The 23265-nt window shown below is 36.8% G+C and carries 27 protein-coding genes, 1 tRNA gene and 1 other RNA gene; 13 read left to right on the forward strand and 16 right to left on the reverse strand.

Annotation, left to right across the window (positions count from 1 at the left end):
- Positions 1 to 256: 256 nt before the first annotated feature.
- Together K4L44_04035 and K4L44_04040 are read right to left on the reverse strand one after the other, a co-directional pair.
- The gene (locus tag K4L44_04035; protein QZE15007.1) at positions 257 to 1237 is read right to left on the reverse strand and encodes a leucine-rich repeat domain-containing protein; all 981 of its coding nucleotides are present in this window, start codon (positions 1235 to 1237) and stop codon (positions 257 to 259) included.
- A 284-nt stretch (positions 1238 to 1521) separates the two neighbouring features.
- The gene (locus K4L44_04040) at positions 1522 to 1770 is read right to left on the reverse strand and encodes a CDGSH iron-sulfur domain-containing protein (GenBank protein QZE15949.1); all 249 of its coding nucleotides are present in this window, start codon (positions 1768 to 1770) and stop codon (positions 1522 to 1524) included.
- A 285-nt stretch (positions 1771 to 2055) separates the two neighbouring features.
- On the opposite strand from K4L44_04040, the gene K4L44_04045 reads away from it, so the two are divergent.
- The 6 genes from K4L44_04045 (at position 2056) to K4L44_04070 (ending at position 7524) form a co-directional block, all read left to right on the forward strand.
- A complete protein-coding gene (locus K4L44_04045) occupies positions 2056 to 2268 on the forward strand; it encodes a hypothetical protein (GenBank protein QZE15008.1) in 213 nt (70 codons plus the stop codon).
- A 30-nt stretch (positions 2269 to 2298) separates the two neighbouring features.
- Entirely contained in the window at positions 2299 to 2601 is a 303-nt protein-coding gene (locus tag K4L44_04050) for a hypothetical protein (protein ID QZE15009.1), read from the forward strand.
- A 3-nt stretch (positions 2602 to 2604) separates the two neighbouring features.
- A complete protein-coding gene (locus tag K4L44_04055) occupies positions 2605 to 3048 on the forward strand; it encodes a helix-turn-helix domain-containing protein (protein ID QZE15010.1) in 444 nt (147 codons plus the stop codon).
- Positions 3041 to 3475, forward strand: a complete 435-nt coding sequence (locus K4L44_04060) for a hypothetical protein (GenBank protein QZE15011.1) — start codon at positions 3041 to 3043, stop codon at positions 3473 to 3475. Before K4L44_04055 ends, K4L44_04060 begins: the two co-directional genes overlap by 8 nt.
- A gap of 469 nt (positions 3476 to 3944) precedes the next feature.
- Positions 3945 to 4961, forward strand: a complete 1017-nt coding sequence (locus K4L44_04065) for an NAD-dependent epimerase (GenBank protein ID QZE15012.1) — start codon at positions 3945 to 3947, stop codon at positions 4959 to 4961.
- Between the two features lie 985 nt (positions 4962 to 5946).
- Entirely contained in the window at positions 5947 to 7524 is a 1578-nt protein-coding gene (locus K4L44_04070) for a sulfatase (protein QZE15013.1), read from the forward strand.
- Positions 7525 to 8051: 527 nt separating this feature from the next.
- On the opposite strand, the gene K4L44_04075 is transcribed toward K4L44_04070, so the two are convergent.
- The 9 genes from K4L44_04075 to K4L44_04115 form a co-directional block, all read right to left on the reverse strand.
- Positions 8052 to 8288 (reverse strand): hypothetical protein, encoded by a 237-nt coding sequence (locus K4L44_04075; GenBank protein ID QZE15014.1) that lies wholly within the window; start codon positions 8286 to 8288, stop codon positions 8052 to 8054.
- 111 nt (positions 8289 to 8399) lie between these two features.
- Positions 8400 to 8648 carry a hypothetical protein gene (locus K4L44_04080; protein ID QZE15015.1) on the reverse strand — a complete coding sequence of 83 codons (249 nt, stop codon included), beginning with the start codon at positions 8646 to 8648 and terminating at the stop codon, positions 8400 to 8402.
- Positions 8645 to 8800: a helix-turn-helix domain-containing protein gene (locus K4L44_04085; GenBank protein ID QZE15016.1), complete on the reverse strand. Its 156-nt coding sequence runs from the start codon at positions 8798 to 8800 to the stop codon at positions 8645 to 8647. Before K4L44_04085 ends, K4L44_04080 begins: the two co-directional genes overlap by 4 nt.
- Positions 8801 to 9137: 337 nt before the next feature.
- Complete coding sequence (locus K4L44_04090) at positions 9138 to 9374, reverse strand: hypothetical protein (GenBank protein ID QZE15017.1); 237 nt, start codon at positions 9372 to 9374, stop codon at positions 9138 to 9140.
- A 111-nt stretch (positions 9375 to 9485) separates the two neighbouring features.
- Entirely contained in the window at positions 9486 to 9734 is a 249-nt protein-coding gene (locus K4L44_04095) for a hypothetical protein (GenBank protein ID QZE15018.1), read from the reverse strand.
- Complete coding sequence (locus tag K4L44_04100) at positions 9731 to 9886, reverse strand: helix-turn-helix domain-containing protein (GenBank protein ID QZE15019.1); 156 nt, start codon at positions 9884 to 9886, stop codon at positions 9731 to 9733. The genes K4L44_04095 and K4L44_04100 overlap by 4 nt, the downstream gene beginning before the upstream one ends.
- A gap of 337 nt (positions 9887 to 10223) precedes the next feature.
- Entirely contained in the window at positions 10224 to 10472 is a 249-nt protein-coding gene (locus tag K4L44_04105; protein ID QZE15020.1) for a hypothetical protein, read from the reverse strand.
- A 111-nt stretch (positions 10473 to 10583) separates the two neighbouring features.
- The gene (locus K4L44_04110) at positions 10584 to 10832 is read right to left on the reverse strand and encodes a hypothetical protein (GenBank protein QZE15021.1); all 249 of its coding nucleotides are present in this window, start codon (positions 10830 to 10832) and stop codon (positions 10584 to 10586) included.
- A 69-nt stretch (positions 10833 to 10901) separates the two neighbouring features.
- Positions 10902 to 12038 (reverse strand): ISAs1 family transposase, encoded by a 1137-nt coding sequence (locus K4L44_04115; protein ID QZE15022.1) that lies wholly within the window; start codon positions 12036 to 12038, stop codon positions 10902 to 10904.
- Positions 12039 to 12428: 390 nt separating this feature from the next.
- On the opposite strand from K4L44_04115, the gene K4L44_04120 reads away from it, so the two are divergent.
- From K4L44_04120 to K4L44_04135, 4 genes are all read left to right on the forward strand, one after another.
- The gene (locus K4L44_04120) at positions 12429 to 12932 is read left to right on the forward strand and encodes a hypothetical protein (GenBank protein QZE15023.1); all 504 of its coding nucleotides are present in this window, start codon (positions 12429 to 12431) and stop codon (positions 12930 to 12932) included.
- Positions 12933 to 13219: 287 nt separating this feature from the next.
- Complete coding sequence (locus K4L44_04125; protein QZE15024.1) at positions 13220 to 13573, forward strand: hypothetical protein; 354 nt, start codon at positions 13220 to 13222, stop codon at positions 13571 to 13573.
- Between the two features lie 53 nt (positions 13574 to 13626).
- Positions 13627 to 13995 carry a hypothetical protein gene (locus K4L44_04130; GenBank protein QZE15025.1) on the forward strand — a complete coding sequence of 123 codons (369 nt, stop codon included), beginning with the start codon at positions 13627 to 13629 and terminating at the stop codon, positions 13993 to 13995.
- A 105-nt stretch (positions 13996 to 14100) separates the two neighbouring features.
- Positions 14101 to 15621, forward strand: a complete 1521-nt coding sequence (locus tag K4L44_04135) for a sulfatase (GenBank protein QZE15026.1) — start codon at positions 14101 to 14103, stop codon at positions 15619 to 15621.
- A 251-nt stretch (positions 15622 to 15872) separates the two neighbouring features.
- Here the strand turns inward: K4L44_04135 and K4L44_04140 are convergent.
- Positions 15873 to 15946, reverse strand: a tRNA-Thr gene (locus tag K4L44_04140).
- Position 15947: 1 nt separating this feature from the next.
- Positions 15948 to 16047: signal recognition particle sRNA small type (gene ffs, locus K4L44_04145), an RNA gene on the reverse strand.
- Between the two features lie 614 nt (positions 16048 to 16661).
- On the opposite strand from ffs, the gene pckA reads away from it, so the two are divergent.
- The 3 genes from pckA to K4L44_04160 are packed head-to-tail and all read left to right on the forward strand — an operon-like array spanning position 16662 to position 20066.
- A complete protein-coding gene (gene pckA / locus K4L44_04150) occupies positions 16662 to 18281 on the forward strand; it encodes a phosphoenolpyruvate carboxykinase (ATP) (protein ID QZE15027.1) in 1620 nt (539 codons plus the stop codon).
- Positions 18282 to 18334: 53 nt separating this feature from the next.
- Positions 18335 to 18781 carry a translesion error-prone DNA polymerase V autoproteolytic subunit gene (umuD, locus tag K4L44_04155; protein ID QZE15028.1) on the forward strand — a complete coding sequence of 149 codons (447 nt, stop codon included), beginning with the start codon at positions 18335 to 18337 and terminating at the stop codon, positions 18779 to 18781.
- Position 18782: 1 nt separating this feature from the next.
- Positions 18783 to 20066, forward strand: a complete 1284-nt coding sequence (locus K4L44_04160) for a Y-family DNA polymerase (protein QZE15029.1) — start codon at positions 18783 to 18785, stop codon at positions 20064 to 20066.
- A 117-nt stretch (positions 20067 to 20183) separates the two neighbouring features.
- Here K4L44_04160 and K4L44_04165 read toward each other — a convergent pair whose 3' ends face one another.
- The 3 genes from K4L44_04165 to K4L44_04175 all read right to left on the reverse strand — a co-directional run bounded on the left by K4L44_04165 (position 20184) and on the right by K4L44_04175 (position 23183).
- Positions 20184 to 20705: a nitroreductase family protein gene (locus tag K4L44_04165; protein QZE15030.1), complete on the reverse strand. Its 522-nt coding sequence runs from the start codon at positions 20703 to 20705 to the stop codon at positions 20184 to 20186.
- 204 nt (positions 20706 to 20909) lie between these two features.
- Positions 20910 to 21785, reverse strand: coding sequence for a bifunctional 5,10-methylene-tetrahydrofolate dehydrogenase/5,10-methylene-tetrahydrofolate cyclohydrolase (locus tag K4L44_04170; GenBank protein ID QZE15031.1), 876 nt, complete (start codon positions 21783 to 21785; stop codon positions 20910 to 20912).
- Positions 21786 to 21992: 207 nt separating this feature from the next.
- The gene (locus tag K4L44_04175; protein QZE15032.1) at positions 21993 to 23183 is read right to left on the reverse strand and encodes a lipase family protein; all 1191 of its coding nucleotides are present in this window, start codon (positions 23181 to 23183) and stop codon (positions 21993 to 21995) included.
- Positions 23184 to 23265: the final 82 nt, after the last annotated feature.

The following is a 23265-nucleotide window of genomic DNA, read 5'->3' on the forward strand; positions in this document are numbered from 1 at the left end:
TCCTCGAAATTCAGTAATCAACTGAAAATCGAGTGAATTTTATAGCCAAACGGTGAGGATATATATGCCTTTAAATAACATGAAAAGTGTAATCTCAAGTGTTGTTAAATATTTTATTTCCTCATGATAATATTTCTAAAAGGACAGATTTTTAAGAATGAAAAGTCTGTCCTTTTATGGGATGTAAGATAACTGGACCCTATTTGAACTTAATTTACAACAAGTAGTCATCCCTAGATACTGATTCAATGAAAGATCATTTTTGGCCCTCTAAGGAAAATAATCTCCATACCCTATCCTTCTTGTATCTCTCTAATGAAGTTTTGGGAACAAACACCTTTGCCTCGAATTTAAACTTAGTATCAAAGCTATTATAACATATGGATGGAGGAGTCGTAGCTTTACATTGTATTACTTGTATTCCATTACAACAATAAAATGCCCACTTTTTGATGGAAGTGACACCTTTGGGAATTACGAGATGACCACCCAATCCCGTACACCCCTTAAAGACTTCCTCTTCAATTTTACTTAATCCCTTAGATAGAATGAGCTCTCCTGAGAACCCTTTACAGTCATAAAATGCATTTGAATCAATTTTAGTTACTGTATTAGGAATCTTTAGTTGGCCCGTGAATCCTGAACAGCCATAAAATGCTGAATCTTCAATTTTACGTAATCCCTTTTGCAGAATCAGTTCACCTGTAAACCCCTTACAATCCGTAAATGCTCCCGAACCAATTTCAGTCACGGTGTTCGGAATCTTTAGTTGTCCTGAGAACCCAGAACAATAAGCAAAAGCATATTCTTCAATTTTTTCCAATCCCTCAGGCAGAATAAGCTCTCCAGAGAATCCTGTACAATCATCAAATGCAAAAGAACCAATCTCGGTTACGTTCATCGGAATGTTTAGTGGTCCAGATAGCCCCTTACAATTAGTAAATGCTAAGGAACCAATTTTTCTCAAAGTATTTGGCAATATTAGTTTTCCCACTGCTTCTTCACAACTAACAAATGCAATATCAGCGATACTGTATACCTTTTTCCCATTGATCTCATTGGGTATCACAAATTCAGTATTGGTCGCAGGCCCTTCGTATCCAGTAATTTCAATACCTGAAATATATACACCATTTTCTAGGACTTTACAACTGTCATAGAGGAAGTCTTCCACTTTTTGTGCGGGTGCAATCCATACGATAAAAAAAATAGGATGGTAAGGTTTGTTTTCATGCAAATAACATTAAAGATTTATTGTTGTTGCTATTGCAAAGTTAAGTTTAAAAAGTATTTATTTCGTTGGTCTATAAGATAAATTGCCTTGTGTAATGTATAACTTTATGTCTATAACATGGATTCGATTCCATGTTTTAAGCTATTGATTGAATCGATTCATTCATTTTTTGTACTTCTTTATGGGGACAGAAAGGCAATATATAGAGGCAATAAAAAAGGACAAACCAACATCTGTTGACCTGTCCTTTCGTGGGAAATATGAAAGCAAACTTTTCCCAATATATTTTACTCTAACTCCACGTCTTTGTGGCTACCATCACAATAGGGTGGGGTCTTGGTCTGTTTACACATACATAGGGCAACCTCTTTCTCCTCTTTCATCATAAAGACAGTGGGAGTGAAGCTTGTTCCTTGATGTGACCCATCACACCACGGTTGATTTTTTGATCTACCACAAGCACACCAAGCATAGGTCTCCCCCTCTTTGAGAGTCAATATTTTGGGCTTATTATCTGGGATCATCGCTTTAGACATAGATTAAATTTTAAAATTATCATTGTTGAAAAAACCGAGAATACAATGATGAAGCATCTCTCATTCTTACACTTTCTGTATCTCTATCCTGATAAACATCTATAAGGGGGTGGTTGTTCAATCTCTTATAGATTGTGCAAAAAATAGTAAGAAATGGGGAATATTGGTTATTGCTAACCTAACGCGATGACAACCAGAAGAGGAAACACAATAAGATTTAAAATGATTTAGTAGAAGTATTTGCTATCTATAGAAAAGTTAAAAGTAAACCTGAAAGTTGATTTTATGAAACTAATCCCTATATTTGGAGAGAAGTTATGTGCAGTTGAATATCCTGAAGATCATGAAGATATATTCACCAAGATATTTGAAAGTTGGGTTAACCCAGAATATCTAGAGGAGTTCTTTGAGAACAATAAAGAGGATATTACTAAGGGATATTATATTGGTTACTCTGTAGAATCGGCAATATTAAAGACATATGATCTTGCGGAATAATTTGAAAAGAGAATATTAGAATTAGCCCATTTGCCAGTATGGGAATACGAAATAGGTTTGGATGAAATATTTAAACCATTGCACAATGAACAAACAAATATTATTCCGCTAAAAAAGAGTAAAGTACAAAAATATTGGTTAAGAATATATGCCCTGCGTATCGAGTCGAATATATATATCGTTACAGGTGGTGCAATAAAATTGACCAAAACAATGCAAGAACGACAGCATACACAAAAAGAGCTAAACAATATCGATAGATGTAAAAATTTTCTTGTAGAACAAGGAATCGTTGATCACGATGGGCTCATAGAAACACTCCAAAGTCAATAAGTTATGGCAGATACTTTAACCAAAATAAAACATGTTGCTGAATCTACCCCTTCAAAATGGATAGATAATGCAACAGAGAGACAACAAAATAGAGCTTGGAAGAGACGTTCGTTTAAAATAGCGGTAAGAGTACTTCAAGAGATTCGTGCCCAAAAACAGTCGAATGGAATGTCTCAAAAGATGCTTGCGCAGCACATGGGTGTTTCTCCCCAATATATCAATAAGTTACTAAAAGGAAATGAGAATCTTACACTCGAAACAATTTCTAAGATAGAAGAGGTGCTTCAAATATCTCTCATTGAGGTATTATCAGAAACAACGTCCACAACAGTGCGAACAATTAATACATTTGATAATGTGGTAAGTTCTAAGAAAGCAATAAATATTACAGAACCTAAAGTGATCGATCTAAATAGTTATACAAATGCAACGGTAACAAATGGATAATTTAAATCAAACCATAAGCTTTGCTTTGGCTAAAATAACCACTGAGCAATTTGCAATTATAGAAAATGATCTCTCTCTCGATTCACTTAACTTGGAATCGAATTTCCGTTTTGCTGCCGATAAGGAGAAGAAAATGGTTGGCGTATTTGCAAAATTTTCATTCTCATCAGACCAAAATCCTTTTATGATTATTGAGTGTGGGTGTCACTTTAGAATACAACCTGATGCGTGGGAAAAGTTATTAAGCAAAGAGGAGAACTCCATTACATTTCCTAAATCTATCATTCAGCATCTTACAGTGATAACCGTTGGAACAACAAGAGGGGTTTTGCATGCAAAAACAGAAAACACAAAATATAATCATCTCTTTCTTCCAACCATAAACCTACAAGAGATGATTACCGATGACCATAAATTCACATTTTAATTATCACCTTCCATCTATTATACGCTTATCGTAGTCTATAAAGATGTAAGTTTCATGTAACCCAATGCCTTAGAATGACAAATTGAAGAGAATGGTGATTTTATGTGGATAGTAGTGTTCAACTGTTTGTATGTTAAGTTGTTGGGATTGTGATATAGGTCTTGTTTCGGTCCTTTATGTCTCTGCATTGCAATAATCTTATAGAGAATAGAGATTGTTATCGCATATTATACTAGATCTCTTCACGTTTCAGAACGCTACCTATATAAATCAGTCCAATGAGAACCGTAGGTGGAAACCATCAAAATTACAGATATGTTGTGTTATCTCATTGTATATTGTACGGATTGTAAATTAAATAGTTAATACATTTTTGCATACGAACATAAGAGACTCTTTACATTTAGGCTCACTCTCTTGTAAAAGAAAATGATTACCTTAGTATTATATTAAGAATACCAACATCAATATGAAGATATTAGTAACAGGAGCAGCGGGGTTTATCGGGTTTCATTTAATTGAAAAATTAGTACAGATACCCCATTATGAAATCATTGGACTCGACAATTTAAATGACTATTACGATACTCGTTTAAAGTATGATAGACTGAAGATTGCAGGAATTGTTTCTAGTGAAGCCCAAAAAGAGAACTGTCTTACTAAAAGTACAAAATATACCAACTATCAATTTGTGCGCACCGATTTGGTGGATGAGGAGAAATTAAATCATCTCTTTGCAAAAGAGAGGTTTACGCATGTGGTCAATTTGGCGGCACAGGCTGGGGTTCGCTACTCTATTGAGAATCCACAAGCTTATGTTCAAAGCAACTTGGTGGGGTTTGTGAATATCTTAGAGGCGTGTCGTCACCATCAGGTGAAGAACCTTCTTTATGCTTCTAGCTCATCAGTGTATGGTGGCAACGAGAAAGTTCCTTTCTCTGAAGGAGACCAAGTGGATCATCCAGTGAGTCTTTATGCTGCTACTAAGAAGAGCAATGAGCTGATGGCACATACCTATTCACACCTTTATGGATTGAATACGATTGGGTTGCGATTCTTTACGGTCTATGGTCCTTGGGGACGTCCTGATATGGCTCCGATGCTATTTACAAATGCCATCTCAAAGGGAGAGGAGATTAAGATCTTTAACCATGGTGACATGGAGAGAGACTTTACTTTTATCTCCGATATTGTGGATGGGATTACAAAGTTAGTTGCATTGCAAGATTCGGGCAAAAACAAATACCAGATCTTTAATATTGGCAATTCTTCTCCGGTGAAATTGATGCATTTTATCTCTACTCTCGAGTCAGAGTTGGGGGTAAAGGCAAGAAAAAAATATCTCCCAATGCAAGATGGAGATGTCCCACGCACCTATGCGGATACCACTGCATTGCACCATGCCACCGGCTATCAACCTAAAGTGAAGATTGAAGAAGGAGTAGCTCTCTTTGTCGATTGGTATAAGAAGTATCATCAGATATAAAAGAAGGCTTGAAAATATATTATCACGACAGTTTTTACTTTCGTGATGTTCTTACAAAAAGATACTATAAGGATAAGATAGGTCAGTTATTTTACCTCGTAGTATCTTTTTCTTTTTACCCCCACTGGCATCATCAAACCCTCCTTATACTGTTGGTCTCTTTGTGGAATATCATGTCAGGTTCTTGATGGTTCTTGACAAATATTCAAGACCTCTTGTCTTCTTGTTGCTCCTATTTTCATAGAAATGATAAAAGGGATGATGCCAATATTTGTACCCTATTGTTCGAGAGATTGAATTCTTGTCAAAAAAGTAAATCAAACATGAATAAGGAGACCGTTTATATTATATACTTAAATAGTCCTCTGTTATGATGGCTTTGTTTTTGTAATATACTGAATATTAATACTATGATGTTTGTAGAGGGGGTCCCTTTTTATTCTATAGATTCGTTATAGGTGTTTCAAAATAGCGAATACTTTTTCTCTTATGAACTTTTGTAAATATTTTTATTCCGTTGGTTCGAAGTGTTTGAATGATCTCTTTAGTATCATTTAAATCTTTCAAAGAGACTCATGATCTCTTTTTCGTTTTGTTTGTTCTTATTCATGATATTATAAGAGAGATACTTAATCACCCGAATCATTTCAACCTTCCTAAAGAGTCGTAAACAGTAGAATGTTTGATATGTAATAGATATCGTTAATATTCGGTGCCAAAAGATCGACGAACGGACTATCTCAAACTTTTGAAAAATAGGACCTTAAAAAGCCTAATACTTTCCGCTACAAAGGAGTGTGTCAAAGCCTATGAATGTCATAAGCATCCCTTACCGATGACGTATATTGAAATGTGAGTGAATATAAAACAGAATGAATATATCGCGAGGTGCAAACCTCCAACGCAGATACTGTTTTCTCTTCTTTATGTGGAGGAGAGGGACCCTATCGGAGCTTATACTAAACTAAAAACATAAACTATTTATATGAAGTTAAAAGAGATGTCTTTAACGATGGCCATGATGTTCTCTGCATCTTGTTTCCATCACGCACAAGCCAAAGAGGAGAAGAAAAGTCCCAACATTCTATTTGTTGCTGTGGATGATCTGAATGACTGGATCGGTGCCATGGGGGATAAAGGACACCCAGATGCAATCACACCAAACTTAGACCGCCTCGCTGCCAGAGGGGTATATTTTACCAATAACCATGCGAACACGACTGCATGTACCCCTTCTCGTCTCTCTGTGATGACTGGTATGGGAGCTGTAAGTACTGGATGTTATACCAACAAAAGTGGGGTTCGAAATGAAAATCTGTTTGAAGAGTCCATTCCGCTTTCAAGTTATTTGAGACAGCAGGGTTACCACACGATGGGCTGTGGTAAGATCGAAGGTCATGCTTTGAAAGGGTATGACAAACGTTACCCACAAACCAAGATGTGGGATGAGCGTTTGCCTCGTAGTTTTCGTATCAACTCAGAGACTTTAAAGGATGCTGCAGGATATGGTGATGTCGATTTCTATCCATTTCCAATGGGTGGCTCAGATATCAAAAAACACAATGCATCTTACAAAGGATTCTCTCTTTGTGCTGGTCCTATCGATAGAGACTATATTCCTGGAGGAAAGATGCCAGACGAACTGACCGTAGCGTGGGCTATCGATAAACTTCATAAAGACTATGAAAAACCATTTATGTTAGGGGTTGGATTTGTTCGTCCCCATGTGCCTTATACTGCTCCACGAGAGTTCTTCGATCTCTATCCGATCGATAAGATCCATGTTCCAGAGGACCCTAAGGGAGAGATGGACGACATTCCTCTTTTTGGAAAAGCCATGGCTTACGGTTGTTTTGATCCTTGTGACGAAAGAATGGTGCGTGAATTAGGACCTGATTACAGAAGAAAACTGGTGCAGGGATATCTTGCTAGTGTAACCTTTATGGATGCACAACTAGGAAAACTTCTTGATGCATTAGACAAAAGCGACTATGCCGAGAACACCATCATCTGCTTGTGGTCAGATCATGGACAGCACCTAGGAGAGAAGCATAGCTGGAGAAAGCAAGATCTATGGCAAGAGGCAACCAACTGTCCTATGTTGTGGGTGGTGCCAGGAGTAACCAAAGGCGGTAAGGTCTGTAAAGAGCCAACCAGTTTGATCGATATCTATCCTACGATGGTGTCTCTTTGTGGAAATGATCCTGTCTCTCGTTTAGATGGAACCAGTTTGATACCACAATTGAAGAATGTAAAGTCTAAGAGATCCTATCCTGCTCTCTCTTCTTGGTCGTTTGGAAGCCACTCGCTTAGAGGTGTTCGCTATCACTATATTCGTTATTATGATGGCTCAGAGGAACTTTATGATTGTAAAAATGACTATGCAGAGCATCGCAATTTGGCATCGAATCCTAAATATGCTAAAGTGATCAAAAGAATGAAGAAATTCCTTCCAAAAGATAAGTACCAGCCAACAGATAAGAATCAAGAGTTTCATAACTATCTAGATCGCGTAGACCGTTGGACTAAAGACCCAGCTTCGCTACCAGACTACCTAAAATAGAGGTTTAAAGCCATTAGATAACACGAAAGGGGATCGCATAGCCATGCGATCCCCTTTATGCTTTTTATGAAAACAAGTTTCCTTCGATTGTGAACGTACTGCATTCGTAATTAAACTAGACTCAATATAAATTACCTTTATGCATAGAAAATTGCTACCAAAGAGACTCCTGTATTGAGAACGTTTCAACAAACAGATGGCGTTCGAGATAATTAGAATGTTAAATAAACAGCAAACTATACGAATGTCCAGGGCTTAGTAATCAAAAATAGACTCACTTATATCGATAAAGTGATACAAAACATTGCTTTCTAATAGAACTTACACACTTTTCGGGACAGTGCCTTGAAAAGATTCTAGAACCACTTTCATACTAGGTTTGGATACCCTTCGGTTACCCTTCCTTTACCCTTCCTTTACTCTAGGGGTAACCAAAGGGTAAAGGAAGGGTAACCGAAGGGTAAAGGATCTGTATTGCATCCACTTGTTTGTTGTAATATTTCGATTTTAATATTGAACACACTCACTTAATCAGATTTTTTAGACATCCTTGTTATTAGCATTTGTATTACTAAAGTAACAATAGGAATAGTAATTACAATAGCTAAATACCCTACAATAGTAATAATCAACCCTTCGGTCGTTCCTCTGGGGATATCAATTATTTTTCCTTGAGAAAAAAATCTCATTAATTTGTAACCTACTATCGCAGCAATAAATGGAGTAATACTATATTTTTTAAAAAATGTATTATTTTTATTCATGATTTGAAAATTAAATTAAGACTTCATGTGATGATATTTTACTAATAAATTGGTGATTAGCTATCTAATTTATGAATAAAATAGATAGCTAATCTTACAGTCTTTTCAACCTTACAATCCTACTGCTCCTGTCGCTATCCAATATGCAGCTCCTACGGGATTGGCGGAAGCAGCACCTCCTGTAGTTAGCGTAGCCTGTGCTCCAAAACAACCCATGCCAACAAAAAGCGACGAACAAACATCTTTTCCATATTCCAAACCTGCATTCAATGCGCCTCCTTCTTCAGTACAAGCGGATCCCATAGCACAACCAAGTCCTAGCTGCTGAATGGTTATATCGTGATTACTTTTTGTACTCATCCCTTGCATAAAACCAAGAGAAAAAATCCAGGGAATTCTCTGGATATAGTACTCGGATTCTTATCAAGATGCTTTGCAATGCAACGTAACGAAATTCCTTCTTTGACTTTATCTTCTAAAATGTATCTTTGTTGTATGGTGAAGTGCTTCATTGAGGGCAAAGTATTGATTAATATTTAGGTGCAACCTCAAAGAAAGGCTTCACCTTTTTCTTGTCCAAAATGTTGCACTTCAATCTAGAATCTAAGTAAAATAAAACAACTCTTTTTTATTACCTGTTGAGTAAGCGGCAAAAGCATCAGTCAAAATATTTGATAAACTACTTGTTTGTGAGATGTTTGAGCTAGGTATATTGTGTTTGCTATCATTAATTGATATCCTTAAAAAGAAAGGTATTGACCAAATACTAATCGCTACGATAACATAAATTGATAATATCTTTAATTGTTTGTTGTAATATTTCGCTTTTTTAATATTGAACACACTCACTTAATCAGATTTTTTAGACATCCTTTTTATTAGCATTTGTATTACTAAAGTAACAATAGGAACAGTAATCATAATAGTTAAATACCCTACAGTAATTATAATCACCCCTTCGGTCGTTCCTTTGGGGATATCAATTATTTTTCCTTGAGAAAATAATCTCAGTAAAAAGATAGCTGATATCGCAGCAATAAATGGAGTAATACTATATTTTTTAAAAAATGTATTATTTTTATTCATGATTTGAAAATTAAATTAAGACTTCATGTGATGATATTTTACTAATAAAATGGTGATTAGCTATCTACTTTATGAATAAAATAGATAGCTAATCTTACAGACTTTTCAATCTTACAATCCTACTGCTCCTGTCGTTATCCAATATGCAGCTCCTACGGGATTGGCGGAAGCAGCACCTCCTGTAGCTAGCGTAGCCTGTGCTCCAAAACAACCCATGCCCATAAAAAGCCCCCCACATACATCTTTTCCATATTCCAAGCCTGCATGCAATGCGCCTCCTTCTTCAGCATAAGTGGCTCCCATAGCACAACCAAGTCCTAGCTGCTGAATGGTTATATCGTGATTACTTTTTGTACTCATCCCTTGCATAAAACCAAGAGAAAAAATCCAGGGAATTCTCTGGATATAGTACTCGGATTCTTATCAAGATGCTTTGCAATGCAACGTAACGAAATTCCTTCTTTGACTTTATCTTCTAAAATGTATCTTTGTTGTATGGTGAAGTGCTTCATTGAGGGCAAAGTATTGATTAATATTTTGGTGCAACCTCAAAGAAAGGCTTCACCTTTTTCTTGTCCAAAATGTTGCACTTCAATCTAGAATCTAAGTAAAATAAAACAACTCTTTTTTATTACCTGTTGAGTAAGCGGCAAAAGCATCAGTCAAAATATTTGATAAACTACTTGTTTGTGAGATGTTTGAGCTAGGTATATTGTGTTTGCTATCATTAATTGATATCCTTAAAAAGAAAGGTATTGACCAAATACTAATCGCTACGATAACATAAATTGATAATATCTTTAATTGTTTGTTGTAATATTTCGCTTTTTTAATATTGAACACACTCACTTAATCAGATTTTTTAGACATCCTTTTTATTAGCCTTTTTATTAGCATTCGTATTACTAAAGTAACAATAGGAATAGTAATTACAATAGCTAAATACCCTACAATAGTAATAATCAACCCTTCGGTCGTTCCTCTGGGGATATCAATTATTTTTCCTTGAGAAAAAAATCTCATTAATTTGTAACCTACTATCGCAGCAATAAATGGAGTAATACTATATTTTTTAAAAAATGTATTATTTTTATTCATGATTTGAAAATTAAATTAAGACTTCATGTGATGATATTTTACTAATAAATTGGTGATTAGCTATCTAATTTATGAATAAAATAGATAGCTAATCTTACAGTCTTTTCAACCTTACAATCCTACTGCTCCTGTCGCTATCCAATATGCAGCTCCTACGGGATTGGCGGAAGCAGCACCTCCTGTAGTTAGCGTAGCCTGTGCTCCAAAACAACCCATGCCAACAAAAAGCGACGAACAAACATCTTTTCCATATTCCAAACCTGCATTCAATGCGCCTCCTTCTTCAGCATAAGTGGCTCCCATAGCACAACCAAGTCCTATCTGCTGAATGGCTATATCGTGATTACTTTTTGTACTCATCCCTTGCATAAAACCAAGAGAAAAAATCCAGGGAAATTGCATTTATAACTGATTGGATATTAGACGGAATTAACAAGTATTAGAACGAGCGATAAGCTTTTCCCTATATTCATCGACATATATAGCTCTATTTTTCTTCCATTTCAATGTTTTTTTGTTCTCTGTATCCAATTTTAAGATATTAAGAGCCATTTTACAAAGCATATTCATATTCTCAGCTGCATGATCTTTTTTACGCTGTTGTTTATCTTCATCGAATGACACATCAAGAGACCAATGAAGATTATTCTCTATTGCCCAATGTGAACGTATAGGTCTATTAAACCTCTCAGCTGTTGTATCTAACGAGGAAATATAATATCTCACATCAGATCTTTCTTTATTTGTTGAAGACTCTAATGTCTGGGTTGTTATTTGAATTAAACTACGGATACCACTCCATTTGGTCAATACAGAAGCACCTTCAAAGTCATTTATTACATCACAGATACGTGTTTCAATTCTTCCATGACCACAGTCTTCTGTGATATTAGAATCACAAACAATATCTGTATTAAATTGAATGACAATCTCCTCTTTAGTTTTCTGCTGATTACCTTTTACTTGTAAAATATAGTCCCCTTCTTTTTCCAGTATTTTATATGCAATTTCAGTTTGACAGCCCATTGCATCTGTTGTAACAATCATTCCTTTGACAGTGATAAGATCTAACAATTCTGGGATGGCTGTTATTTCATTACTCTTTTTGTTCGTGGTAACCTGTCCCAAGCACAAACCATTACCTGAAGCAAAAGCGGATACAACATGGATTGCATTTTTCTTAGCATTGGCAGAACCTTTAATAGTCTTACCATCAATTCCTATAACTTGATTTGAAGTTCGCTTAGTTAAATTTGAAGACCAGTTGATAAAACACTCATTAAAGAGCGAAGAATCTAAATGTCTAAATACTCGACCAATGGTATCGTGTGATGGAATCCCTGATGCGTACGGATAAAATTTTCTCAGCCAGTCAGTTTTAAGTTCTCCAAATTGTGCAATATCTTCATTGGTTTTAAAACCACTTAAGGTGGCTGATAATGAAAGGAATAGAATTTCTGTGAGTGGGTACATAAAATTACCTTTTTGTATTCTTCGAGGATCTTTTAATGGAAGGAAATAACGAGTAATCTTATTATCATAATTATTTACAACTACTTCATTCATATTTTTTTTAGAAAAGGACATCTCTCTGTTAATACTAATTCAGAATGTAATAGGCAGAATATGCCATAAATAATGTAGTAAATATAACAAAATTTATTAATTTCTTAAATGCAATTTCCCTGCCATTACCACGCTTTTTCAAAATAATATAGAGAAAGGATTTTATAAGGATAAGAGTACATATTACAATGGCGTCTCTTTAGGACATCAGTTAGATGTAGATGAGGTTCATGCTGGAGGGGTGCTATCCGACGTTCAGAATATTCAATATGTTGTTCCTGAGAGTTACAAAGTACGTATTGAACAGTCTAAGCAGGCTTCTTTGAAGAAGGACAAAGGGGGGTAAGTATAATCCGATCTAAGTGGCTCATTCCAAAGCGTGGATAGATCATGGTCGTGCTCCTTAAAGGGGCTTCCTATGAATATCTCGTATTGATGGATGCTAAGCGTAATGAAGCAAAAGATAGAGCAACCAACAAAGGGTATCAAGTGCTTCAGCAAGATTCTGTAGCCCATGTAGTGAAGCATGCGAAACTGAATATGACTGGTTATGTCATCTTTAAACCAAATGAATTCCATTCCAAAGGAAGGATTAAGGGGGTGGATACACCTCTATTGTTGATGATGAAAGAGAACGGAAAGGCGAGTATGTTGACTATTGCAAATCCGGACTTACATATGCCTAAGTGGAATCATAATATGTCGGTGATGCCTTTGGATATTACCCACGGATATATCTCGGGTGAAGTGGTGTCGGTTACCCTGGATGGGATTTGGAGACCGATAGGGTATAATTATGATTTGCTTTCGGTAAAGTATGACAACCAGAGCACTACGCTGAAAATCTATACCCGAGATGGGAAGAGTATTGATCTGCCTCTTAGTAAGCAGTAATCGTAGTTGACTTTAATATAATGTTGAATATATAATGCGAATCAAGAGTTGGATTTCATATCTAACCAAGTGGTTTAATTGCTTATATATTAGACATTTATATTGTTTTTATCTTTGAAAATCAGTATCTTATAGTTGTTTTCAAAGCGACTTTAAAATATGATAATCAAGGATAAGGACTTCAATTTAATAAAAATATACGATCTAATTTGTTATTATTTCGATGAGTTAAGATATTATTGTGAACGATTTAGTAACATAACTCCCCTTGCTTTACTGATCAAGAGGTGATGACAATATATCTTTTTGGTGTTCAATATCAAGAATACACCAAGATAAATCAGATTCATAAATTTGCATGTGATTACTTGTCTGACTGGTTTCCAAATTTAGGATCTTATCAAGCATTTTGTAATCGCCTTAATCGTTTAGGTGGAGCTTTTACAAGATTGTCTGAGTTATTACTTGAAGACACTCAGCCTAATGATTGTATTATCGATCAATGTTTACTTGATTCGATGCCAATTATAACGTGTTCTGGCAAACGAAAAGGCAAGGTGGCCAATGAAGTAACCAATAAAGGCTATTGCTCTACGAAAGGAGTTTACTATTATCGCATGAAGCTTCATATGCTGGGATAAGACGACAAGATGCTTTACCATTTCCAGAGCAAGTCCTTTTTACCCCTGCATCTGTGAACGATATTGTCGTTTACAAGGAGAGATGGTCAGAGATGCGGAACAGAACCTTCTTCGGAGATAAAATTTACATGCATAATGAATTTAACCAACAAGTGAAGAATCAGTATAATTCAGAAATGTTGACACCTATTAAGGCAATAAAAGGAATGCCCTTGATAATCAAACAAAGAATAAAAGCAGCAGATGATTTGTATAATAGAGCTGTATCTAAAATTAGACAACCTATTGAAGCAATGTTCTCTTGGCTAATCGAAAAAACAGATATACAAAGAGCTAGTAAAGTAAGGTCTACAAAAGGATTAATGGTACATGCATTCGGTAAACTAACTGCAACGTTTCTTAATTATGTTTTGAACCCTTGATTCGCATATATAGTGAAGTTTTACACTTCAGAGCTCGCATTGGGGACCAGCCATTCTCCAAAGCAGCTCTTTTAAACAACAAACTTAAATTATATAATATAATATATGAAGTTAAAAGATATATCCTTGTCGATGGCAATGATGCTCTCTGCATCTTGCTTTCATCATGCAGAGGCACAGAGTGAGGAAAAAAGCCCAAATATTTTATTTATCTCTGTAGATGATCTAAATGATTGGGTCGGATTAATGGGAGATAAGGAGCATCCTGATGTCATTACTCCTAATCTAGATCGTTTGGCTGCTAGAGGGGTCTACTTCACGAATAATCATGCAAATACCACCGCATGTACGCCCTCTCGACTCTCTGTGATGACCGGAATGGGAGCAGTAAGCACGGGCTGTTATACCAATAGTAGTGGGGTGCAAAATAAGTCGCTTTTTCAAGAGAGTATTCCTCTTCAAAGTACCCTTCGTCAGAGTGGTTACTATACTATGGGGTGTGGTAAGATTGAGGGACATGCTTTGATGGAGTATGATAAGAAATATCCTGATACAAAAATGTGGGACGAGAGGGTGCCAAGAAGTTTCCGTATGAATACGCCTACTTTTAGAGATGGTGGTGGTTATGGGGGGATCGATTTTTATCCTTTTCCTATGGGTGGATCGGATATCAAAAAATATAATGCATCCTATAAGGGACACTCTCTTTGTGCTGGTCCAATTGATAGAGATTATATCCCTGGAGGAAAGATGCCAGATGAACTAACCGTTGAGTGGGCTATGGACCGTCTTCAGAAAGACTATGAAAAGCCTTTTATGTTGGGGGTGGGATTTGTTCGTCCCCATGTGCCTTATACCGCACCACGTGAGTTTTTCGATATGTATCCTCTAGATAAAATTCATATTCCAGTAGACCCAAAAGGAGAGATGGATGATATACCACTTTTTGGTAAAGCGATGGCGTATGGTTGTTTTGATCCTTGTGATGAACGAATGGTTCGAGAGTTAGGACCAGAATATAGAAAGAAATTGGTGCAAGGTTATTTGGCTTGTGTCACGTTTATGGATACCCAATTAGGAAAACTGCTCGATGCCCTAGATAAAAGTGTCTATGCTGATAATACCATCATCTGTTTGTGGTCGGATCATGGACAACATCTAGGGGAGAAGCATAGTTGGAGAAAACAGGATTTGTGGCAAGAGTCAACGAATTGTCCGATGCTATGGATTGTTCCAGGAGTGACCAAAGGGGGTAAGGTTTGTAACCAGCCAACTAGTTTGATTGATATCTATCCTACCATGTTATCCCTATGTGGTTTGGAATCAAAGCATGCCTTAGATGGAAATGGCTTGCTCCCACAACTTAAGAATGTGAAAGTGAAAAGAGATTACCCTGCACTGACGTCATGGTCTTTTGGTAGCCATTCGTTGAGAGGGGTTCGTTATCACTATATTCACTATTATGATGGGTCAGAAGAGCTCTATGATTGCAAAAAAGATTATGCAGAACATACGAACTTGGCTTCGAATCCTAAATATGCTAAGGTGATTGAAAGAATGAAGAAATTTCTTCCGAAGGATAAGTACCAACCAACAGAGAGAAGTAAAGAGTTTCATCGCTATTGAGATCGTGTCGCTCGCTGGAGTAAAAATCCAGAGTCGCTACCAGACTATTTGCGGTAGCTTTTGTTATTTATATTTGTTCATTAAAGGGATTGCGTGCAAGTGCAATCCCTTTTTTAATATAACGTATGACTAAAATAGATGTATAGTCTACCTAATATTAGGGTTGAACGTTGATTCCTATGACGAGAGAAATGTCGAGTCGAATAAAAAAAAAGGTTGTCTAACATATAGACAACCTTTTTCGTGAAGAGAGCCGAATATCAGATTCGAACTGATGACCCCGAGATTACAAATCACGTGCTCTGGCCAACTGAGCTAATTCGGCATGTGGGCGAGCTAACTACATCGCACTGCTACAACCACCTATCCTTGCTGCCTTCCGACCCTGGGGAGTTTCAGTAGGAGCATGTCGTGTAGCACTCACCCGCGACAAAAGTAATACCTATCCTTTTATTTGCAAATATTTGTTCCCTTTTTTTTGATAAAAAATAGAATAAATGATCTATTTGGGAGGAGTGTTTTTTACCTCTCTTTTTAGATATGTCTATGAATCAGGTGAATATTCATTTGATATACATGTTTTAATTGTCTTCATCTTTTGCAATGATGAGGACTTTGAGTTTTATAAGTTCTACCATTTTTTAAACAATTCTGTAAAAAGAGTGTATTAAAAATTGCTTTTAATGCACCTTTAGTGTTAATCTGTGTTAATATTGGGGTTGTTTTTGTTTCGTATTTTGTTGTCTTATTTGTGTTTCAAATATATTGTGTGTTTGTAATATTCAGTATATTAGTTGTTTGTGTTTTTATTTCTGTGTGTGTTGGTGTTTGTCTTGTTTGTTAATAAAAATATATAAAATATCGTATAAGATTGTTTTTGTATGATATGTTTTGTACATTTGATATGCACCCTAGCGGAGAGCTTATTAATTGCTTTTTCTTTACTTTCCTATAAAAATTATGGCTCTTTGCTAGGGGGTCTTTCAAACATTTCTTCCCTCTTTATTGTTGATTATTGTGTAAGCATAAACTTTTATTTTATGGACCATGTCGACATTGCTAATATAGGAGTATCCCTTACTGGGACTAATATTATTCATCAACCTTCGTATGATCAACTATTTGAATATGAGTGTTCTCTCTCATTAGAGGATAATGAGCGTGGGGTGGTAACCAATACAGGAACCATTGCTGTGGATACTGGTGTATTTACAGGACGTACCCCACGGGATAAATATATTCTTATGGATAGCACTACGGATCATCAAGTTTGGTGGACGAGTGCTGCTTACCCTAATGATAATAAGCCGATAAGTCCATATATTTGGTCTCATCTTCTGGATTTAGTTACGAACTATTTGCAAGAGAGAAAACTTTATGTCGTAGACCTCTTTTGTGATTTAGATCCTCAATATAGAAAGAAAGTGAGAGTGGTTACGGAGATTGCTTGGCAAGCTCATTTCGCAATGAATATGTTTGTTCGCCCGACCAAAGAGGAGTTAGAATGTTTTGGAGATCCCGACTTTACGGTTTTGTGTGCTAGTAGGGTGTTGAATAAAGAGTGGAAAGAGCAGGGTTTGAATTCCGAAAATTTTGTTGCTTTTAGTTTGGCTCATGGTATTCAATTGATTGGCGGTACTTGGTATGGTGGAGAGATAAAGAAGGGGATCTTTTCGATGATGAACTATTTTCTTCCATTAAAAGGAGCTCCAACGATGCATTGTGCAGCTAATCAAGGAGAGGATGGAGATATTGCTCTTTTCTTTGGTCTTTCTGGAACAGGAAAAACGACACTTTCAACTGATGAGGGGCGTCTGTTGATAGGGGATGATGAACACTCTTGGGGGAATGCTGGAATTGCGAATCTCGAAGGAGGTTGTTATGCAAAAACATCTAAGCTGAGTTTTGAGAAAGAACCTCATATATACCAAGCGATAAAACGAAATGCACTCTTAGAGAATGTGATGGTGGGAGAGGATGGAGAGGTGGATTATGATGATGTGAGCAAAACGGAAAATGGTCGTGTTTCTTATCCTATTAATCATATTGAATCGCTTGCCTCCTTAGTACAACCATTAGGACATCCGAATAAGATTGTCCTTTTAACAGCAGATGCTTTTGGCGTTTTTCCTCCTGTCTCTAAGTTAAACAAACAACAGTTTATGTATCATTTTCTCTCTGGATTTACATCCAAAGTATCCGGAACGGAACAAGGGGTTCTAAGTCCAGTGCCTACATTTTCTGCTTGTTATGGTGCTGCTTTCCTGACACTACACCCTACGGTATATGCTAACTTAATATTGGAAAAGATTAAAACTTTTGGAACTGAAGTGTTCTTGGTAAACACTGGTTGGCAAGGGAGTGGAGTGCGTTATCCTTTAGATCAAACACGAGCTATGGTTCGATGGGTTCTTTCAGATGAAAGTTCTCATGCTTCGTATCAAAATATCCCTATTTTCAACCTGTCGGTGCCATTAGAGATTGTTGGGGTAGAAACGGCATTGTTAGACCCAAGAAATGGATATGAGACTGAATCTTTGTGGGAAGAGAGAGCCGATAAACTATCCAAAATGTTCGTGGATAATTTCGATAAATACTCCAGCTTATTTGATTACCAAAAGATCTGTAGTGGAGGCCCGTCTTTGGTGCATGACTTTTAAGTAAGTCGTCCCCCTTATTTGGAGATGCGTTCTGTTCTCTATATTTTTGGCACATGAATGTGAAAAAAGAATATACCCAGCCATTAGAGATCTTCTCTCCCGAGATAGATCAGAAGATGGAGCTTCCTTTTTTGGGAGATGTGGTTGCAGGATTTCCTTCTCCTGCTTCGGATTACATGGAGTTGAAAATCGATCTGAATAAAGAGTTGGTACAGTGCCCAGAAGCGACATTTTATGCTAGAGTTCGAGGAGATTCAATGATGGATGCAGGACTTCATGATGGGGATGTTTTGATTATCGATCGCAGTCTGCGTCTTCAAAATAACCAAATAGCAGTCTGTTTTGTGGATGGCGAATTTACGGTAAAGAGAGTTCTAATGGAGGAGAAACAGTATTGGCTCGTTCCCGAAAATCCCTCTTTTGAACGAATAAGAATAACGAAAGAGAATGACTTTATTGTTTGGGGTGTGGTCTCTTACGTGATTAAAAAAGTTCTATAGTATGGGTTATATTGGGCTGATAGATTGTAATAACTTCTATGTTAGCTGTGAACGTCTTTTTGATCCTTCATTAAACGGGGAACCGGTGGCTGTATTATCGAACAATGATGGGTGTATTGTTGCTCGATCTAATGAAGTAAAGCAATTGGGTATTCCAATGGGGGCTCCTGTGTTTAAGTATCGTGAGATTATAGAGAAAAATAATGTTCGCCTGTTTGCTTCTAATTATGCCCTTTATGGAGATATTAGTGACCGTATTATGCGTGTGATTTCATCTGAAGTTCCTGCCTTGGAGGTTTACTCTGTGGATGAGGCTTTTGTCGATTTAGGTGGGATGGAAGTGGATAAACTACAGTCCCTTGCGGTTGCATTGAAAGAGAAAATCTTTCGCTGGGTTGGAGTGCCTGTAAGCATTGGCATTGGGCGTACCAAAACTTTAGCGAAAGTGGCTTCTCATATTGCGAAGAAATTTCCACAACGAGAGGGAGTCCATATTTTAGAAGATGAACTCTTAGAACATAAAGCATTGAAATGGATTGCTTTGGGTGAGATATGGGGAATCGGCCGACAGTTAAGAAGACGTTTTTCTTACTATGGAGCGGAGGTTGCTTGGGATTTTGTGATGCTTTCGGACTCCTTGATTCGCAAAGAGGGAGCCATCGATGCATTGCGTATTAAGAAAGAACTCTTAGGAGAGTCGTGTTTCGAAATCGATAGCCAGCCTTCTAAAAAAAAGAGTATATCTAGTACCCGGACTTTTACAAAGATGGTGACAGATAAACAGGAGTTGATGTCTCGTATATCTAATTTCTCTGTAAGGTGTGCTGAAAAGCTTCGAAAAGAGCATCTATGTGCGTATGAAGTACGTCTTTTTGTTGCAACCAATAGAAATAGGCAAGATCTTCCTCAATATTTTCAAAGTGCTTATTATCGTTTTTTATCCCCTACTCATGATTCGATGTATTTGGCATCTACTGTTTCTAATTTGGTGGAGCAGATATATCGTGATGGTTTTCATTATAAACGTGCTGGAGTGATCGTTTCTGATTTGGTGGATAGAGATAGTATTCAGTTGGATCTATTTTCTGGAACAAGAAAGATAAAGACAGATGATCTACTAAAAGCATGGGATCGTCTCAGTAGTACTATGGGAAGGAATATCGTTCGATTGGGGAGTCAATACCAAAGTGCTCTATCTTCTAAACTTCGCAGTCCTAAATATACTACTAGGTGGGACGACCTTCTTCCTATTGGGAAATGCCAACCAGATGATTCATCAGAATAGGTCAATCTCATTATATATAGATATTTTTAGTTGCAATGGAGATTATATTCTACATAAGATAGAGGTGAAAGTTTATTATAAAGAGAAAAAGAGAGGCCCGTTGGGGCCTTGTGTACTTTACCATTTGTTGATATGGATTTTTGATTCATCATATTTATCTTTTGAGCTACTCTTTTGATCTGGTACTCCAAGAGGAATCACATTGAGAGGGACGATATGTTCAGGAAGCTCTAAGATTCGTTTTACGATATGTATTCTACTGATGTCTGGGTAGACGGCGGTCCATACAGCACCATAATTTAAAGATTCGATAGCAAGTAATATATTTTGGGTTGCGGCACTACAGTCTTGTATCCAAAAAGACTCTTCCCAGCCATCTAGCATATTCTTCTGATTTCCACATACAACAATTGCCGCAGGGGCAAATTTAGTCATCTTGGCATAGGGGAGAAGAGACCCTAGTTCGAAAAGAAGTGCTGTATTATCGATCACTACAAACTCCCAAGGTTGTTTATTTACAGCTGTAGGTGCTGCCATTGCTGCTTTAATGATAAGTTCTAGATCTTCTCTTGGAACCTTATCCTCTTTAAAAGTGCGTACACTCACTCTTTGTAAAATCGTATCAATGGTTGAATTCATAGTATGTCATTTTTCATGGAACAGTTGTCAGTATGGTTTTGTTCTTATCTAATTACAAACTCTCTCTCTTAGCAGCATTTCTTGACCATAGTCATGGAGAAGAGATATGTTGTTTGTGATAGGGGGAGAGAAATAAAAAGAGAGCATGTTGTCATCTTATAGTAATGAATCCCATGCTCTCCTTATATATGTATGTATACAAGATTATTTGTATATTTCGTTTTTTGCGGACATTAAGGTGTTGTATAGTAGCGAAGCAATGGTCATCGGTCCAACGCCTCCTGGTACAGGAGTGATAAAGCTACATTTCGGTGCGACATTCTCAAAGTCAACATCTCCAAGAAGTTTCCAACCAGACTTTGTTTTATCAGAAGGTACACGAGTAATTCCTACATCGATAATTGTAGCGCCCTCTTTAACCATATCTGCTTTTAGAAATTCGGCTTTTCCAAGTGCTGCAATGATAATATCAGCTTCTAAACAGATCTCTTTAAGTCCCACTGTTCTACTATGACAAAGGGTTACTGTGGCGTCGATTCCTTTCTGAGACATCAAGATACTCATCGGACGACCTACGATATTACTACGTCCAATTACGACACATTTCTTGCCAGAAGTCTCAATATTGTATCGTGAAATAAGTTCCATAATACCATGAGGAGTTGCCGAGACATAGCAAGGAGATCCAAGAGCCAAACGTCCCATGTTTTGAGGATGGAATCCATCGACGTCTTTATTTGGATTGATACGTTCGGTAACCTTCTCTTCTGAGATATGATCTGGGAGAGGAAGTTGTACAATTAGCCCATCGATATCTTGATCTTGGTTAATTTTATCAATTCTTGAAAGAAGTTCCTCTTCGCTAACAGAGGTCTCATAACGTATCAAGGAGGATTTGAATCCGACCTCTTTACAAGCCTTTACTTTGTTTGCCACATAGGTTTCGCTAGCCCCATTGTTCCCAACTAGGATGGCTGCCAAATGTGGCTGCTTCAGCCCTTGCTCTTTACGCTTTGCTACCTCTTCTGCGATCTCGTTTTTGAGTGCAACAGAAGTCTGCTTTCCATCTAATCGTATCATGATATATAAACCGTTTTAAATGATGTTTACTTATAGAAATAAAGGTATAAAAAATCTTGTTTCATGGAATATTTAGAGAGATTAAGCATAAGAATTTTGAAATTTATTTACATATGGGTGATATTTCTATGAGATAAAAAGGATTGGATGGCATAAAAAAAGCACCTCTTAGGAAGAGATGCTTTTATGTTTATTTGTAACAAACAATTATTGATACATTGGTAGTACTTTAAATAGCGTTGCCATATATGCTCCAAAAGCTTGATAATGATTATACCCGTCTACTTTGACTGCTTGTACTGGAGCGCCTTGTGACTGCATGTATTGAATTGCAGTGATTGAATTAATTGGGTTCACAATATTGTCGGAACTGCTATAAAAAACCATCATTGGTTGTTTTGGAACCCATTGCCATCGATCGTTATCTTTTACTGCATTAGATATTTGAGGATTATTTCCTGTTGTCAATGCTTCAATGAACGATTTACTCAGAAGTGCCTGTGGAATGGTTTGAACCTTTTTATATTGCAATTCGAAATTTGTATTAAGTTTGTTCATCATCTCTCCATAAGGGGCGTTTAACATCTCTGTCCAAGGAGTATCGATTTGATAAATAGTCTTATAGGTGTTCACAATCCAAAGAAAATATTTGGTCATTAGAGATGGTGCTTTCTCTTGAGCAAATAGTTTGTTTGCCTCTGTTTTATTGTAGGCACCAGAAGCAGGAATACTCAATGTGATTGCTTCGTTGCTGTTCTCTTCCATATACTTGTGAAGTGCCATGGTTGCAGAACCTCCCTCAGAATATCCTGTGATCACTAGTTTGTTATTGAGTGCAACATTCTTTTCTTTTAAGAATGCTTTGGCTGCTTGCAACATGTCAAAAGAGCTTTTTGCTAACGTCTCGGCATGTTCATATGGATGGATATAATCTGATGATGCACCATATCCAATATAGTCAGGAACTACTACAGCATATCCCATACTAGCAAGAGGAGTTGCTAACATCTTGATCTCTTTCCCTGTATTATACTCAGAAGGAGCATCACTCTCATTCCATATCGTTCCATGTTGGTATGAGATGATTGTCAGAGGTTTGTCTATATTTGGAACTAAAAGAGCACCAGAAGCTTTTACTTGTTTCCCATCGTAGTTGGTCGTATTGTAGACAATTCTATATACTTTAATGTCTAGAAGAGGCATCTCTGCTGCATTTTTTCCTACTACAGGATTTAGTGCAAGTAGTCCTCTTGTAGTCTCTTTATCCACATTCTCAATAAGAGATGATGAGTCATATAAAGTAGGGGTCTTTACCTCCTCTTTGCTACATGCAGTAAAGAGTGAAGATGTAATAGAGAAGATAAAGATGTATAGCAATAAATTTATTTTGCTTCGCATGATTTTATGTGTTTGTTAAAATATGGATGCGAATGTAAAAATCATTATACACTACTGCAATACTGAAAAATTTGATTGGTCG

This window comes from Prolixibacteraceae bacterium (assembly GCA_019720755.1).
GTDB lineage: Bacteria > Bacteroidota > Bacteroidia > Bacteroidales > Prolixibacteraceae > Halosquirtibacter > Halosquirtibacter laminarini.